The organism is Streptomyces sp. NPDC006879 (assembly GCF_042869595.1).
In the GTDB taxonomy this organism is placed as follows: domain Bacteria; phylum Actinomycetota; class Actinomycetes; order Streptomycetales; family Streptomycetaceae; genus Streptomyces.
In genome coordinates this window covers 104,901-118,912 of record NZ_JBIAGC010000018.1, presented here as the reverse complement: position 1 = coordinate 118,912, position 14,012 = coordinate 104,901, and the positions used below count along the sequence as shown (strand labels likewise).

At 68.9% G+C, this 14,012-nt stretch carries 15 protein-coding genes and 1 pseudogene; 8 read left to right on the top strand and 8 right to left on the bottom strand.

Translation table 11 applies throughout. The features are described from left to right. Positions 1–330: 330 nt before the first annotated feature. Positions 331–735: pseudogene (locus ACFYMC_RS16525) on the top strand (MFS transporter); the annotation flags it as partial. 20 nt (positions 736–755) lie between these two features. Beyond that, entirely contained in the window at positions 756–1,025 is a 270-nt protein-coding gene (locus tag ACFYMC_RS16520; RefSeq protein ID WP_388524956.1) for a hypothetical protein, read from the top strand. Here ACFYMC_RS16520 and ACFYMC_RS16515 read toward each other — a convergent pair. Both ACFYMC_RS16515 and ACFYMC_RS16510 read right to left on the bottom strand, forming a co-directional pair. Then, positions 997–1,464, bottom strand: coding sequence for an NUDIX hydrolase (locus ACFYMC_RS16515; protein ID WP_388524972.1), 468 nt, complete (start codon positions 1,462–1,464; stop codon positions 997–999). The genes ACFYMC_RS16520 and ACFYMC_RS16515 overlap by 29 nt on opposite strands. Positions 1,465–1,647: 183 nt before the next feature. Further along, complete coding sequence (locus tag ACFYMC_RS16510) at positions 1,648–2,712, bottom strand: ATP-dependent DNA ligase (protein WP_388524953.1); 1,065 nt, start codon at positions 2,710–2,712, stop codon at positions 1,648–1,650. Between the two features lie 75 nt (positions 2,713–2,787). On the opposite strand from ACFYMC_RS16510, the gene ligD reads away from it, so the two are divergent. The 3 genes from ligD (at position 2,788) to ACFYMC_RS16495 (ending at position 4,997) form a co-directional block, all read left to right on the top strand. Beyond that, a complete protein-coding gene (gene ligD / locus ACFYMC_RS16505) occupies positions 2,788–3,798 on the top strand; it encodes a non-homologous end-joining DNA ligase (RefSeq protein WP_388524951.1) in 1,011 nt (336 codons plus the stop codon). Between the two features lie 46 nt (positions 3,799–3,844). Beyond that, a complete protein-coding gene (locus ACFYMC_RS16500; protein ID WP_388524948.1) occupies positions 3,845–4,636 on the top strand; it encodes a VOC family protein in 792 nt (263 codons plus the stop codon). A gap of 100 nt (positions 4,637–4,736) precedes the next feature. After that, positions 4,737–4,997 carry a WhiB family transcriptional regulator gene (locus ACFYMC_RS16495; RefSeq protein WP_388524946.1) on the top strand — a complete coding sequence of 87 codons (261 nt, stop codon included), beginning with the start codon at positions 4,737–4,739 and terminating at the stop codon, positions 4,995–4,997. Positions 4,998–5,010: 13 nt separating this feature from the next. Here the strand turns inward: ACFYMC_RS16495 and ACFYMC_RS16490 are convergent, their stop codons facing one another. The 4 genes from ACFYMC_RS16490 to ACFYMC_RS16475 all read right to left on the bottom strand — a co-directional run bounded on the left by ACFYMC_RS16490 (position 5,011) and on the right by ACFYMC_RS16475 (position 9,642). Further along, positions 5,011–5,985 carry an acyl-ACP desaturase gene (locus tag ACFYMC_RS16490; protein ID WP_388524943.1) on the bottom strand — a complete coding sequence of 325 codons (975 nt, stop codon included), beginning with the start codon at positions 5,983–5,985 and terminating at the stop codon, positions 5,011–5,013. A 124-nt stretch (positions 5,986–6,109) separates the two neighbouring features. Next, positions 6,110–6,886 (bottom strand): dimethylargininase, encoded by a 777-nt coding sequence (gene ddaH, locus ACFYMC_RS16485; RefSeq protein WP_388524940.1) that lies wholly within the window; start codon positions 6,884–6,886, stop codon positions 6,110–6,112. Positions 6,887–7,209: 323 nt separating this feature from the next. After that, the gene (locus ACFYMC_RS16480) at positions 7,210–8,856 is read right to left on the bottom strand and encodes an ABC-F family ATP-binding cassette domain-containing protein (RefSeq protein WP_388524938.1); all 1,647 of its coding nucleotides are present in this window, start codon (positions 8,854–8,856) and stop codon (positions 7,210–7,212) included. A gap of 369 nt (positions 8,857–9,225) precedes the next feature. Next, on the bottom strand, positions 9,226–9,642 hold the full coding sequence (locus tag ACFYMC_RS16475) for an SsgA family sporulation/cell division regulator (protein ID WP_388524936.1): 417 nt from the start codon (positions 9,640–9,642) through the stop codon (positions 9,226–9,228). Positions 9,643–9,855: 213 nt separating this feature from the next. Between ACFYMC_RS16475 and ACFYMC_RS16470 the strand changes: the two genes are divergently transcribed. After that, a complete protein-coding gene (locus ACFYMC_RS16470; protein WP_388524933.1) occupies positions 9,856–10,899 on the top strand; it encodes a WD40/YVTN/BNR-like repeat-containing protein in 1,044 nt (347 codons plus the stop codon). A 230-nt stretch (positions 10,900–11,129) separates the two neighbouring features. Here ACFYMC_RS16470 and ACFYMC_RS16465 read toward each other — a convergent pair whose 3' ends face one another. After that, complete coding sequence (locus ACFYMC_RS16465) at positions 11,130–11,417, bottom strand: YciI family protein (protein ID WP_388524931.1); 288 nt, start codon at positions 11,415–11,417, stop codon at positions 11,130–11,132. A gap of 84 nt (positions 11,418–11,501) precedes the next feature. Here ACFYMC_RS16465 and ACFYMC_RS16460 point away from each other — a divergent pair, with 84 nt between their 5' ends. Beyond that, positions 11,502–12,188 (top strand): endonuclease V, encoded by a 687-nt coding sequence (locus tag ACFYMC_RS16460; RefSeq protein WP_388524928.1) that lies wholly within the window; start codon positions 11,502–11,504, stop codon positions 12,186–12,188. Positions 12,189–12,221: 33 nt separating this feature from the next. Here ACFYMC_RS16460 and ACFYMC_RS16455 read toward each other — a convergent pair whose 3' ends face one another. Further along, positions 12,222–13,397 carry a saccharopine dehydrogenase family protein gene (locus tag ACFYMC_RS16455; RefSeq protein ID WP_388524926.1) on the bottom strand — a complete coding sequence of 392 codons (1,176 nt, stop codon included), beginning with the start codon at positions 13,395–13,397 and terminating at the stop codon, positions 12,222–12,224. Positions 13,398–13,492: 95 nt separating this feature from the next. Between ACFYMC_RS16455 and ACFYMC_RS16450 the strand changes: the two genes are divergently transcribed. Further along, the gene (locus tag ACFYMC_RS16450; RefSeq protein ID WP_388524923.1) at positions 13,493–13,891 is read left to right on the top strand and encodes an MmcQ/YjbR family DNA-binding protein; all 399 of its coding nucleotides are present in this window, start codon (positions 13,493–13,495) and stop codon (positions 13,889–13,891) included. Positions 13,892–14,012 lie beyond the last annotated feature (121 nt).

The window sequence follows — 14,012 nt, the reverse complement described above, 5'->3', positions numbered from 1 at the left end:
CGCCGCCCTGTGCGTATCTCACAGTCCAGGGCTACCGGAGCGGACCCATCGCCGTCAGGCGAACGGCTCCGACATCACCCAATCAAGTTCAGTACTACTCTGACGCCTTCCGCGAGCTGGACGCGACAGCCCGTACCACCATCTGAGTCCGCAGGTCAGTAGCATCGACACGCGCGGTTGGGGCTCACGACATGTCATGAATGGCACCCGAACACGCCCGCTGTGAGCACGCCCGGGTGCCCATGCCGCAGGCGGAACGCGTTTATCTGGTTTCCATCCCACTCCTTGCGACACCACGAGACAAAGGGCCGCTCGTGCGGCGGCGCCGCCGGAACGGCACCACCACCGGTCGGTGCAATGGGAGATATGGGGCGTCTTGGCGGCGCCGGTCACAAGTCCTGGGTGGTCACGTCCTATCTGCTCGCTGAGCCGTGGCCACCGTTGTGGCCGGCAAGTTCGGTGACTTGTTCGGTCGCAAGGTGATCTTCCAGATCTCGGCCGTCATCTTCATCAGCGGATCCTTCCTGTGTGGCCTGGCGGGCAACATGACGTTGCTCCTTGCATGGCGGGCTCTGCAGGGCGTCGGCGTGGGCGGCCTGACGGTCACCGCCATGACCCTCATCGCTGATGTGATCCCTCTGCGCGAGCGGGGCAAGTGCAGGGCGCCATCGGGGCGGTCTTCGGCGCGGCCACCGTGCTCGGACCCTGCATGGGGGCCTGTACACCGATCACCTCCGCCCGAGGCCCTCCCACCCGTGTTCGACCGGATGATCGAAGAAGGCTTCCTCGCCCGAGAGGGCGGGAACTTCTCCCAGACTGCCGCGGGTCAATGTGAGGCCGAGAGTATCTGCGAGGCCTGGGTCCAATGGCTGGGGGAGCAACCGGAGAAGGACCGTGGACGTCCCCGCAGTGCCGAACTGCGTGCCGCCATGGACGGCATCGCCAAGCGGCCCCTGGCCGAAGACTTTGGTGAGGGCACCTTCACTCCGGATGCCCTCAGGCCAGCGGGTAGTGGTGCGCGGTAACCGTTGACGGGGCAATGTCTGGTTGCCAGGCGTACAGGACGGCAGCTGAGGGTCCGTACAACTTCGCCGGCAGGTCCTGGAGCCGGTGCCAGTCCCAGCGCGCGATCTTGTCGGGCTCGGTCACGGAGGGCTCGCCGGCCGCGCTGACCGTGGCGACGGCCGCGGCGGTCAGCCGAGTGACCCCACCCTTCTCATCGAGGAGCACGGACCGGATGCTGATCGCAACGGCCGGCAGTTCCAGCCCGGTCTCCTCGGCCAACTCGCGGCAGGCGGCCTCCTCGAAGCTCTCACCCGGGTCCGTCTTGCCGCCGGGAAGTTCCCAGTACCCGTCGTGGCCCAAGCCCAGGAGGACCCGCCCCTGCGGGTCAGACACCACCACTCCCACACCGCACACGCAGTTGGCAGCTGGGAAGGCCCGATCCGCTCTTTCGCCCGGCACGGTCCGCTTGGCCACAACTGCACTCCTCTTCGGGGACGGGTCTCCAGCAGAGGATATGACGCCGTGGTGACGCCGCCCGGGCTCATGGGAGTATGCGAGTGTGGAAGGATGCCCCCGAGCTTGGCCGGCCGATGACAAGTGCACCGCCTGGGCGCGCGCGACCCGCACGCTCGCATCGGCCGTTCACCCGGCGCCGAGTACGTTCGCGAGGTCGTACGAGATCGGTTCCTCCAGTTGCGCGTAAGTGCACTCCTGCGGAGTGCGGTCCGGGCGCCAACGGCGGAACTGCGCGGTATGACGGAAGCGATCGCCCTCCATGTGGTCGTAGGCCACCTCGCAGACCCGCTCGGGTCGCAGCGGCACCCAGGAAAGGTCCTTCTTGCCCGACCAGCGGCTCGGAGCGCCCGGCAGTCGCGTACCCGTGTGCGCCGACTCCTGTGCCCAGGCGGCCCAGGGATGCCCCTGGGGGGAGGGCATCCGCAGCGGCTCGAGTTCCTGGACCAGCTCCGCCCTGCGCTTCGTGGGGAACGCCGCGCACACGCCGACGTGTTGGAGGGCGCCTGCGTGATCGTGAAGTCCGAGGAGCAGTGAGCCGAGGACAGGACCGCTCTTGTGGAAGCGGTAGCCGGCCACCACGACATCCGCGGTTCGTTCGTGTTTGATCTTGAACATGACCCGGACGTCGGGTCGGTAGGGCAGGTCCAGGGGCTTGGCGATCACGCCGTCCAGCCCCGCGCCTTCGAACCGCTCGAACCAGACTTCGGCGGTCGGCACGTCCAAGGTGGCCGGCGTGAGGTGTACCGGTGCGCTTGCCCGCTCCAGGGCCCTGACCAGGGCAGCCCGCCGGATCCGCAACGGGGCGTCCAGGAAGGAGTCGTTCCCGAGCGCAAGGAGATCGAAGGCGATGAAACGTGCTGGCATGGTCTTAGATAGCAAGGTCACACGTGACGCCGCAGGGTGAATGCGCTCAGTGAGCCGATCGAAGTCCAGCCGCCCGCCGTGCACGATGACGATCTCTCCGTCGATCACGCAGCGCTCCGGCAGGTTCTCCCGCAGTGCCTCGACCAGTTCTGGAAAATACCTGGTCAGCGGCTTACCTGTGCGGCTTCCCAGCTCCACCTCAGCGCCGTCCCGGTATCCGATGGCCCGGAAACCGTCCCATTTCGCTTCGTACTGCATGCCGGCGGGGATCCTGGCCACGGACTTGGCCAGCATCGGCTTGATGGGCGGCATCACGGGCAGGTCCATGGAAACGATTCTGCGACCTCCTGGCGCGGTATGCCCGGTGTGCACACATCTCGGGGGCGGCCTACCGTGGCGCACATGGGTACTGCGGTGGAACTGGACGCCGGCGGGCGTGCCGTACGGCTGTCCCATCCGGACAAGGTCTACTTCCCCGAGCGGGGGCTGACCAAGTTGGATGTGGCCCGCTACTTCCTCGCCGTCGGTGAGGGCATCACTCGCGCCCTGCGCGACCGTCCCACGACCCTTGAGCGTTTCCCTGAGGGGGTGGACGGTGACTCCTTCTTCCAGAAGCGGGCTCCCAAGAACCTTCCGGAGTGGATTCCCACCGCCCACATCGCCTTCCCCAGCGGCCGGACGGCCGACGAGATCTGCCCGACCGAAATCGCCGCCGTGCTCTGGGCGGTGAACCTGGGCTGCCTGACCTTCCACCCGTGGCCGGTCAGACGCACGGACGTGGATCACCCGGATGAGCTGCGCATCGATCTCGATCCCCAGCCGGGGACCGGGTTCAAGGACGCCGTGGCCGTTGCCCGGGAGCTCCGCTCCTTCCTTGGTGAGCTCGGCCTGCGCGGTTGGCCGAAGACCTCCGGTGGCCGCGGGCTTCACGTCTTCGTGCCCATCGAAGCGCGTTGGACGTTCACCGAAGTGCGCCGCTGCGCGATCACCGTGGGACGGGAACTGGAACGCAGGATGCCGGGCAAGGTGACCACGGCGTGGTGGAAGGAAGAGCGCGGGGAGCGCATTTTCGTGGACTACAACCAGACCGCCCGTGACCGCACCATCGCCTCGGCCTACTCGGTCCGCCCCAAGCCACACGCGCCCGTATCGGCCCCACTGCACTGGGACGAGTTGGAGCAGGTCGAGCCGCGGGACTTCGATGTGCTGACGATGCCAGCGCGCCTTGCCGAGCTCGGTGACGTACACCGTGACATGGATCAGTACCGGTTCACGCTTGACGCTCTGCTGGAGCGGGCAGATCGCGACGAGCGCGACCGCGGCATGGCAGACATGCCCTATCCCCCCGACTATCCGAAGATGCCGGGCGAGCCGAAGCGGGTGCAGCCCAGTCGAGCCCGCCCCTCCGACTGACCGCCGGGGCGATCCTGGCCCCTTCCCGACGAGGAGCACAGAGACCATGCTCACCACCGACTACCTCAACGGCTCCCCGTGCTGGGTCGACCTGGCGACCCCCGACACCGCGGGTGCCGACACCTTCTACTCGGGACTGTTCGGATGGGACTTCCTGGCCGGCGGCCCCGAGGTGGGCGGTTACGGGATGTTCCGCCTGGGCCAAAAGACCGTGGCCGGTGGCATGGCCGTCGCCGAGGACCAGGGGCGCCCCGCCTGGACCCTGTACTTCCAGAGCCAGGACGCGGACGCCACCGCCGAGGCGGTACGGGCGGCTGGCGGTGGCGTGCTGAGCGAGCCGATGGACGTGATGGACTTCGGCCGGATGGCGATCTTCACCGATCCGGCGGGGGCGCCCTTCGCGACCTGGCAGCCCGGGCGGACCCCCGGCCTGGACGCCGTCACCGAGGTCGCCACCCTGTGCTGGACGGAGCTCTACACCCCTGACACAGAGGAGGCCTGCCGCTTCTATTCGGCCGTCTTCGGCTGGGAAGCGGTGCGGGTGCCGTTCGCCGGGGGCACCTACACCATGGTCAAACCCGCTGGTACCACCGACGATGCTGCTTTTGGCGGGCTCGTCCCCGTTGGCGCGGATCCCGTGGAGGACACCCGTTCACCGTACTGGAGCCCCTACTTCGAGGTTGCCGACTGCGACAGGACCGCCGCCCAGGCCGAACTCCTCGGCGGCAAGGTCCGGATGCCTCCCGTGACGATGGAGGACGTGGGTCGTTTCGCGAAGATCGCGGATCCCTATGGAGCGCGCTTCGCGGTGATCACCAGCACCCCACCGACCGCCTGAGGACGGGGCGGCGGGCCGGACGCGCCCGCGGTGGCGGTCGAGTCACAGGCGTTGAACGATCGTTGATCGCACGTACATCCGGCCACGACACGATCCCGTCATGCCGATCAAGACGACTACATCTGAGCGCTCCCTCTCCTGGCAGGAACAGGCGCTCTGCGCACAGACGGGGCCTGAGTTCTTCTTCCCCGAGCCGGGAAGCTCCGTCAGGGACGCGAAGCGGTTGTGTGCCGCATGTGAGGGGCGGGCGGCCTGTCTCGAATACGCGCTGAACAACGACGAGCGTTTCGGCGTGTGGGGCGGCTTGTCCGAACAGGAGCGTTCGGCGCTGCGCCGCCCCGATCGGCAGTCGGCCGTGTGACGTGCCTGGTCCGCTAGGCGAGGCCGCGGGCGGCTCGGCGGGCTTGGCGGGCCGCGAGCCGTTCGTCGAACTTGGCGGCTTCGACGTCCAGGCCGTTCATGAACAGGCCCAGCTCGTCCTGGGCCTGCTGGCCCGCGGGTCCGAGGTCGTCGATGTCCATGACCTTCAGGAAGCGCAGCACCGGCTGTAGGACGTCATCGTGGTGGATCCGCATGTTGTAGATCCCGCCGATGGCCATCTGCGCGGCGGCACGCTCGAAGCCGGGCATACCGTGCCCGGGCATCCGGAATTCGACGACCACGTCGCGCACGGCCTGCATGGTCAGGTCCGGTGCGAGTTCGAACGCCGCGCCGAGCAGGTTTCGGTAGAAGACCATGTGGAGGTTCTCGTCGGTGGCGATGCGGGCGAGCATCCGATCGCAGACCGGGTCTCCCGACTGGTGGCCGGTGTTGCGGTGTGAGATCCGCGTGGCGAGCTCCTGGAAGGCCACGTACGCCACGGAGTGCAACATCGAGTGACGGTTGTCGGACTCGAAGCCCTCCGACATGTGCGCCATGCGGAACTGCTCCAGCTTGTCCGGATCCACCGCACGCGAGGCGAGCAGGTAGTCGCGCATCACGATGCCGTGACGACCCTCTTCCGCGGTCCAGCGGTGTACCCAGGTGCCCCAGGCGCCGTCCCGGCCGAAGAGGGTGGCGATCTCGTGGTGGTAGCTGGGCAGGTTGTCCTCGGTGAGCAGGTTGACCACCAGCGCGGTCCGACCGATCTCGGTGACCTTGGACTGACCGACCTCCCACGCTTCTCCGTCCTCGAAGAAGGCGGGGAAGTTGCGGGCGTCGCCCCACGGCACGTAGTCGTGGGGCATCCAGTCCTTGGTGACCTTCAGGTGGCGGTTGAGCTCCTTCTCCACCACCTCTTCCAGCGCGAACAGCAGCTTGGCGTCCGTCCACGCCTCCGAGCTGCCGAGGTGGGGAGAGGTGATCGTCACGGGTGCTCCAGGGGACTGGCGGGCATAAGGGCTTACCTACGGATTCGTAGGTTACGAAACCGTAGGTTAAAGCCGTCGTGAGGAGCAGCCAAGCCCGTGATGTGATATGTCCAGTTGCGGTGCGTTATGCCGGGAGGTCGCGCAGTCGTACTGAGAGGCAGGTCACACACCCTTCGAGCTTCTCGAACTCGCTGATGTCCACCACGACCGGCGCGTAGCCCAATGAGCTCAACAGCTGTGCACTCTTCGGCGCACTCGCGGCCATCAGGACCTTCTCCTCGCCGAGCAGCACGACATGGGAGCCGCCCTCCTCCGGAACGGGCAGGAACGGGGCGAACACGGAGGGCGCGTCCACCAGTGGCGGGTAGCCGATCACCGTGCCGTCGGGCAGAGCGGTCACCGCGGACTTCAGGTGGAGGACCTTGGCCACGGGGACGGCCACCACCCGGGCGCCGAGCGGCTCGAAGGTCGCGCGCAGATGCTGCACCCCAGCCGCGTTCGTTCGCCCACCGCGCCCGACGTAGATGGTGTCGCCGATCTTGAGAACGTCCCCGCCGTCCAGGGTGCCCGGTTCGCGTACCCGGTTCACCGAGTATCCGAGTCCCGTCAGGACGTCCTCAACGGCGGCTGTCTCGGCGCGGCGCGAGGTGGCGCCGGGGCGGGCGATCAGTGCGACGTTGCGGTAGACCACCACCGCGTCCTCGACGAAGACCGCGTCCGGGCACTCGTCGGCGGCTTCGACCTCCACCGTGCGCCAGCCGTGCTCCCGCAGAGCTTGCGCGTAACCCTCCCACTGTTCCAGGGCGAGATCGGCATCTACCGGTGTGCGCTCGATGTGGGTCACCAGGCCCTCGGTCAGACGTGGGCCTGGGCGGCGGATCAGGGCGGTGCGGCTCGGCACTTCAGGTATCTCCCAGCTTCCAAAGGGTGACGGGTGCTCATCATCACCCCTGTGCTCCGCCCGGCGCCCCTCCCACTGATCAATTGCGGTGCCAAACCCGCTGCCCGTCGTCCAGCGGATCCGGGAGGACGCTCCACGCGCGGTCACCAGGAGGGGCATGTGGCTCCGCCGGGTTGCCGGCGGCGGCCCGCCCGCCCACGAAAGGCGGGCGGGCCTTCCCGCAGAGGCGACCGGGTGGCGGTACCGTGCGGCGCCGGCGGGGCGTGGGCTCCCCAAGGACGAGGGTCCACCGTCGCTACGGGCTCCGCCCCACCGGCCGCCCCTCAGTTCTCCCAGAAGGCGGCCTGTACCTCCTGCTGCGTGCTCACTTTGAGCTCGCCGTCCAGCAACAACCACTTCGTGATGCCCAGCGAGGTGAGGAAGGGGATGTCGTGGCTCGCCACGATCAGTGCTCCCTCGAACGCGTCCAGCGCCGCCTTCAACTGCCCGACCGAGGGCAGGTCCAGATTGTTCGTCGGCTCGTCAAGGAGAAGGAGTTGCGGAGTCGGCTCCGCGAGCAGCAGGGCCGCCAGCGCGGCGCGCAAGCGCTCCCCTCCGGAGAGGGTCCCGGCGAGCCGGTCCGCGCGTGCGCCTCGGAAAAGGAAATGAGCAAGCCGTGCGCGGACCGTGTTGGTCGTGGCCGTACCCGCGGTGCGGGCCACGTTCTCCAGCACCGACAGCCCGTCGTCCAGCACCTCCTCGTCCAGTCGTTGGGGCAGCAGTCGTACGGCCGTATGGACGAGGGCTTCTCCGGTGGCGGGGGCGAGCTCGCCGGCGATCGTGCGGAGCAGGGTGGTCTTCCCGCTTCCGTTGCGTCCCACCAGGGCGATCCGCTCGGGTCCGCGCACTTCCATGGCGCCCGGGATCTGGGTGCCATGCGCCAGTCCCAGCTCACGTAGCGTCAGTACTTCCTGGCTCGGATGCACCCGGGTCAGCGGGAGCTCCACACGGATCTCGGCTTCCTCGCGCACGGCGTCCACTGCCTCGTCCAGGCGTTCCCGGGCCTGGCTGAGCTTGGCCGCGTGCATGATCCGGTGTTTGCCGGCGGACTCCTGCGCCTGCCGTTTCCGGCTGTTCATGACGATCTTGGGTTCCCGCTTGGTGTCGTACATCTTCTGCCCGTAGCGCTTGCGCCGGGCGAGTTTGACATGCGCTTGGGCCAGCTCCCTCTTCTGGCGCTGGACATCGGCCTCAGCGACTCGGACCATTCGCTCGGCCGCTTCCTGTTCGGCTGCCAGCGCCTTCTCGTACGCGCTGAAGTTACCCCCGTACCAGCGGAACTCGCCCTCGTGCAGATCACCGATCCGGTCCATCCGCTCCAGGAGTTCGCGGTCGTGGCTGACGATGACCATCACGCCGGCCCAGGACTCCACTGCCGCGTAAAGCCGCCGCCGAGCAGCCAGGTCGAGATTGTTGGTGGGCTCGTCCAGGAGCAACACATCGGGTCGGCGCAGCAGCAGGGCGGCCAACCTCAGCAACAGGGATTCTCCACCAGAGATTTCACCAATGGTCCGATCCAAATGTACTGCGGCCAGACCGAGTTGATCGAGCATGGCGCGCGCCCGCTCTTCCACGTCCCAATCGTTTCCGACCGCTGCGAAGTTGACCTCGGTACTCTCGCCCGCCTCGATGGCGTGCAGGGCTGCGCGAGTGGTGTCGATGCCGAGGGCCTCGTCGACCCGCAGGGATGTGTCCAAAGTGGCTCCCTGTGGGAGGTAGCCGATGGTCCCGACGACCTTCACCTGCCCCTCGGTGGGCACGAGTTCACCTGCGATGAGCTTCAACAGGGTCGACTTCCCACATCCGTTGCGGCCAACGAGGCCCGTGAGCCCTGGGCCCACGGCGAGTTGTAGCCCTTCGAAGACGGGAGTGCCGTCCGGCCAGTCGAAGTCGAGGGTGGAGCAGGTGATGAAAGTGGGCGATGGTGACATGGAGGCCTCCGTTGGGTTGCGTGGGGTCACGGGCAACACGTGGAGACGCCGTCGGGCTCAAGAAGGCGCAAGCAAGGTCCGGGTCGTAGGGACGGGCTCGCTACCGAGGTCGCACGCCGGACGGGCCCGCAGTGCGGGCAGACGGTCGCGGCAGGGTGCGTGAGACGGCGTCTCGTGACCTCAGTAGAGCAACGTCCTTCTCCTATCGATGACGGCAAGTGCCACCGATGACGCTACGGACGCCCCACCGGAGGCGCAATTGGTTTTCTTCGAGGGCGGAGGGTGGTGCCGCGGCACCGGGTCCGGCGGGCGCTTCGTCCGAAGGCCCCTGGTGTTGCCGCGGATCGATCGCCGTCCTCGGGGCGAGGGTCAGCCGGCTTCGTCCAACAACTGCGCCAGGCCGAGGTCCAGGTCGAGGTGCAGCTGCTCCCTTCCGCGTGGCACCAAGTGGGAGATCCGGTCAAGGAAGAGCCTCAGCTGGGCCGAGGTGATCAGGACCACGGCCACCCCCTCCGGTGCGTGGAACTCCACGACCGTGCGGGTGCGGCTGTACGGGCGCACCCGCACGTCGCCCATCCCCGTCGGGCGCGTCAGTCCCTCCAGGAGGAGTTCCCTGGAGAAGGTCCAGGTCAGTTCGATGCCTTCCAGGGTGGCCGGTGCAGGGAAGACCATCTCGACCGCGTAGGGGTCCGTGCGGTCGTAGCGAAGCGTGGTCGTCACGGTTCGCACCTTGGGAGCGGCTGCGACCAGGCGGGCCTGTACGGCTTGCTCGATGATGGTGATCAAGGCCTGCTCCCTGGGGTGGATCGGGGTTGAGGACCGGCACGGGGAGAGACGCAAAAACTGGCCCTTGCGTGCGCTGCGGAGCCACGTGACGTGTGTCACCGCAATGCGTGACAGCGCGATGAGGTGTCACTACCGGCGTCGCGCGCTCTGGGCGGTTGGACGCGGCCTGGACGGAGATCACCGGGTGCACTAGGTTCCGCCGCCATGAGAATCATGGCGATTGGCATGTGCGCGGCAGTCTTATGGGTGGGGGCAGCAGTCCCCGCCGAGGCGGGTGCCCAGCACCGGCGCGCCCACTGGGCGCTCAAGGACACCGGTACCAACGCCCGCTTTCGTGGGCTGGCCGCGGTCGACCGCTCGACCGCTTGGCTCGCGGGATCGCAGGGCACCGTGCTGCGCACCTCGAACGGTGGCCGCAGCTGGCACGACGTCTCGCCACCCGATGCCTCCGACCTGGAGTTCCGTGACGTCGAGGCTTTCGGCCCTCAGCGGGCCGTCGTCCTTGCCATCGGTGAGGGCGAATCCTCCAGAGTGCTGCGCACCGAGGACGGCGGGGCGACCTGGAGCGAGACTTTCCGCAACACTGACCCGCGGGCCTTCTACGACTGCCTGACCTTCTTCGACCACCGTCACGGGCTGGCCATGAGCGATCCGGTGGACGGAAAGTTCCGCATCCTGTCCACCTCGGACGCGGGACGTTCCTGGCGTGTCCTGCCGAGCACCGGCATGCCCGCGGCCGAACCCGGCGAAGCGGGGTTCGCGGCCAGCGGCCAGTGCCTGGTCAGCGCGGGACCGCGGGACGCCTGGTTCGCCACCGGCGGTGCCCGTGTCGGCCGGGTCTTCCACTCCCCGGACCGCGGCCTGACCTGGCGGGTCGCCGACACCACGATCCCAGCCGGCGAGGGGGCCAGGGGCGTCTTCGCCCTGGCCTTCCGCGACCGTCGCCACGGCCTGGCCGTGGGCGGCGACTACCGTGCCGACCAGTCCTCTGCGCAGGCCGCGGCGGCCACCGGGGACGCGGGCCGGACCTGGCGGGCTGCGGGCGCGCCGCCCCCCGCCTACCGCTCAGGTGTGGCCTGGCTGCCGAGGGGCCGTGCCAGCGCCCTGGCCGTCGGTCCCACCGGCACCGACCTCACCCGCGACGGCGGACGCAGTTGGCGTCCCTTCGACACGGGATCCTTCGACACGGTGGACTGCGCCAGGGACGGGTCCTGTTGGGCCGCCGGCGAGAAGGGGCGGGCCGCCCGGATCGAATGACGCGTGATGCGGCCGGCCCGTGCTCCCGCCGGTCGCGTCGCGCGGGAGCGGATCGACCGCGGTCCTGGCGGATGAGGCCGGCGCAAGCGCTGTGCACCTCCGGCTCCGGGACCCGCACCGAAGCCCACTCGTGCGCGCCTGCGCCCCGGCACCGAAGACGAGCACGCGATGCACCGGGCCCGTGATCCCTGACGGGCCCGGTGGTACGTCAGCGGCGTCTGCTGCAGCGGCTATTCGCGGATGGTCGTCAGGTCCGCCGAGGTTTTCGTAGCCACGAACTCGGTGATCCGGTACGTGCACACCCCGGCTTGGGTGAACGGGTCCTGTGCCGCCAACCGCTCGATCTCCTCCCGAGGGACTCCGGCGGCCAGGACCACGCCACCGTCCCGGGGCACCTTCCGCCCCGAAGCCAGGAAGATGCCGGCCTCGTACTGGGCGTCCAGCCAGGCGATGTGCGGTTCCATCAGCGCTTCGGCGGCCTCGATGGACCCGGTGTACGTGAGCTCCATGACGAACATGGCCCGAGGCTACCTTTCGGCCATCTCCCCGACCGTCCACCGCCTGCCCGCCACGCCCGGCGGCTGGGTACCCTCGGCAGGACCATGACGAGCGTACGAACCCCGGCCGACGAGCGGGAAGCCCGCGCCATCCAGGACCAGCTGCGGACCCGGCTCGTTCTCGGAGAGGACGGCCCGGCCCCCGGCACGGGAAGGGTCACCGGTGTCGACGTGGCCTACGACGACGCACGCGACCTGGTGGCCGCGGCAGCCGTGGTGTTCGACGCCGCCACCTTGGACGTGGTGGAGGAGGCCACGGCCGTCGGCCGGGTCAGCTTCCCCTACGTTCCCGGACTCCTGGCATTCCGGGAAGTGCCCACGGTGCTCGCTGCGCTCGATGCGCTGAGCACCGACCCGGGGTTGATCGTCTGCGACGGCTACGGGCTTGCCCACCCGCGTCGCTTCGGACTGGCCTGCCACCTCGGAGTGATCACCGGAGCGCCGACGATCGGCGTCGCGAAGAACCCCTTCACCTTCCGCCACCAGGAACCCGGTGTACAGCGCGGGCAGGCCTCTTCGCTGTGCGACGTCGAGGGCACCGAGGTCGGGCGCGCCCTGCGGACCCAGGACGGCATCAAGCCGGTCTTCGTCTCCGTCGGGCACCGTACGGGACTGGACAACGCCTGCGAACAGGTCCTGGCGCTGAGCCCACGTTTCCGGCTCCCCGAGACCACCCGCCGGGCCGACTCTCTGTGCCGGCGGGTGCTCGTTGGTGCTGCCGCGTCTGAATGATCTCGGTGGAACTCGCCTGCGCGCCGGGTCCGTTCAGCTCGTGTGCGCGACCCGGAAACGGATTCCGGCACCGTGGAGCCGCGACAGTAGCGCGTCGCCCATCGCCACGGCCGTGGTGAGCTGTCCGGCGCGTGCGGGCAACTCGTCGTAGGCCAGACAGAGCGCCGACTCGGCCAGCATCTTCGCCGTCTCCCCGTAGCCGGGGTCGCCGCCGGAGACCTCGGTCAGCACCCGCCGCCCGCCGCCCTCACCGACGAAGCGCACCGTGAACCAGCTGCGGGCCCGACGCTCGGCATCGGGCCCCCGGCCGGGTTGGTAGCGGTCCATCAACCACTGCCGCACGGGTGGCACCTGGGCGGCGAGCAGGGCACCTCCCATGGCCGCCACACCCCCGGCCGCCACCGGCAGGTGCTTGACCGAGGCGTAGTGGCGGTAGCGGAAGTCGGGGCCGTAGCGCCGCAGGGTCGAAGCCGAGCGTTCCACGACGGTGCGGTCCAGGGTGGGCAGCGGCAGCGCCCAGGTGCCTGTCTCGGCGCTCCGGCGAGGGGCGCCGAGCGGGGCGCGGGCGCGCCGGTCGGGCAACCTGGGTTCGTGCAGGCGCCGCTCCCGCGCCGCCGCCAGGGTCTGCCGTCCCCGGCTCATCACGGTCAGGGCGGAGGCGAGCGTACCGCCGGAAATCAGCGCCTGGGAGCGGACGAAGCCGTCGACCCGCAGTGGTACGTCCTCGGGGAGCTGGAGCACCGTGTAGTAGGCGCCGAGATCGTGTGGGACCGAGTCGAAACCGCAGGCGTGGACGAGCTTGGCGCCGGTTTCTCGGGCCCGGGCGTCGTGGGCGAGGAACACGCGGTCCACGAACTCGCCCTCTCCGGTCAGATCGGCGTAGTCGGTGCCTTCTTCCGCGCAGGCCGCCACCAGAGGCTCGCCGTACCAGAGGTAGGGGCCGGCCGTGGTGGCCACCACCCGGGTGGACGCGGCGAGCTCGCGCAGCGCGGCGCCGTCCTTCGCGTCGGCCAGCAACAACGGCAATTCGGGCCGACCGAGTCCTTCGCGCAGTTGCTCCAGCTTCTCCCTGTTCCGGCCGGCGATCGCCCAGCGGCAGTCGCTGGGGGCGTGCTCGGCGAGGTATTGGGCGGTCAGTTCGCCCACGAACCCGGTGGCTCCGTAGAGCACCAGGTCGAAGTCGCGTCCTGCCCTGTCCGGTGTGTTCATAGCTGCCCTCCGCTCTCCGGAACGCGTCGCCCGCGCCGGTGCTGGCCGCTGAGGCTAGCGTGAGGGTGTTCGGCTGGTGCGAGCAGGGAGGCCCGTTGTCCGCTGTGACGAGAAGTGCGCTGCACAAGTGGGAGGGGGTGCGGGCCTTCGCGCTGGAACTGCCGGGGGCCGTGGAGGAGTACCCCTGGGGGCCTGAGGACTGTGTGGTGAAGGTGGACCGCAAGATCTTCGTCTTTCTTGGAGACGTGACCGGTGCTTTTCCACCTACGGTCACCGTCAAGCTCAAGGACCCCGCGTTGCACGCTCATGCGATGAGTGCTCCGAAGGCGGAGTCGGCTGGCTACGGCCTGGGGAAATCGGGCTGGGTGACGGTCCCGCTGGCCGAGCCGGGGGCTCCCGGAGCGCAGGTGTTGTGCGAGTGGGTGGAGGAGAGCTACCGCACCGTGGCGCTCAAGCGCTCGGTCAAGGTGCTGGACGAGCGTCGGGGCGGCTGAGAGGCGTGAAGTTCAGGTGTGCGCCTTCGCCCGGGGCTCTTGGAGCACCGGACGTTTCCCACCCCGGAGCTCAATGGGTTGGGCCGAGCGTGGTGGGCTTATGTGGCACTGCGCATTGCAC

Coding starts and splice junctions, on each gene's coding strand:
- ACFYMC_RS16510 (WP_388524953.1), bottom strand. CDS start 2,712: ATGGACCTGCCCGTGATGCCGCCCATCAAGCCGATGCTGGCCAAGTCC.
- ligD (WP_388524951.1), top strand. CDS start 2,788: ATGGGTACTGCGGTGGAACTGGACGCCGGCGGGCGTGCCGTACGGCTG.
- ACFYMC_RS16500 (WP_388524948.1), top strand. CDS start 3,845: ATGCTCACCACCGACTACCTCAACGGCTCCCCGTGCTGGGTCGACCTG.
- ACFYMC_RS16495 (WP_388524946.1), top strand. CDS start 4,737: ATGCCGATCAAGACGACTACATCTGAGCGCTCCCTCTCCTGGCAGGAA.
- ACFYMC_RS16480 (WP_388524938.1), bottom strand. CDS start 8,856: ATGTCACCATCGCCCACTTTCATCACCTGCTCCACCCTCGACTTCGAC.
- ACFYMC_RS16470 (WP_388524933.1), top strand. CDS start 9,856: ATGGCGATTGGCATGTGCGCGGCAGTCTTATGGGTGGGGGCAGCAGTC.
- ACFYMC_RS16465 (WP_388524931.1), bottom strand. CDS start 11,417: ATGTTCGTCATGGAGCTCACGTACACCGGGTCCATCGAGGCCGCCGAA.
- ACFYMC_RS16460 (WP_388524928.1), top strand. CDS start 11,502: ATGACGAGCGTACGAACCCCGGCCGACGAGCGGGAAGCCCGCGCCATC.
- ACFYMC_RS16455 (WP_388524926.1), bottom strand. CDS start 13,397: ATGAACACACCGGACAGGGCAGGACGCGACTTCGACCTGGTGCTCTAC.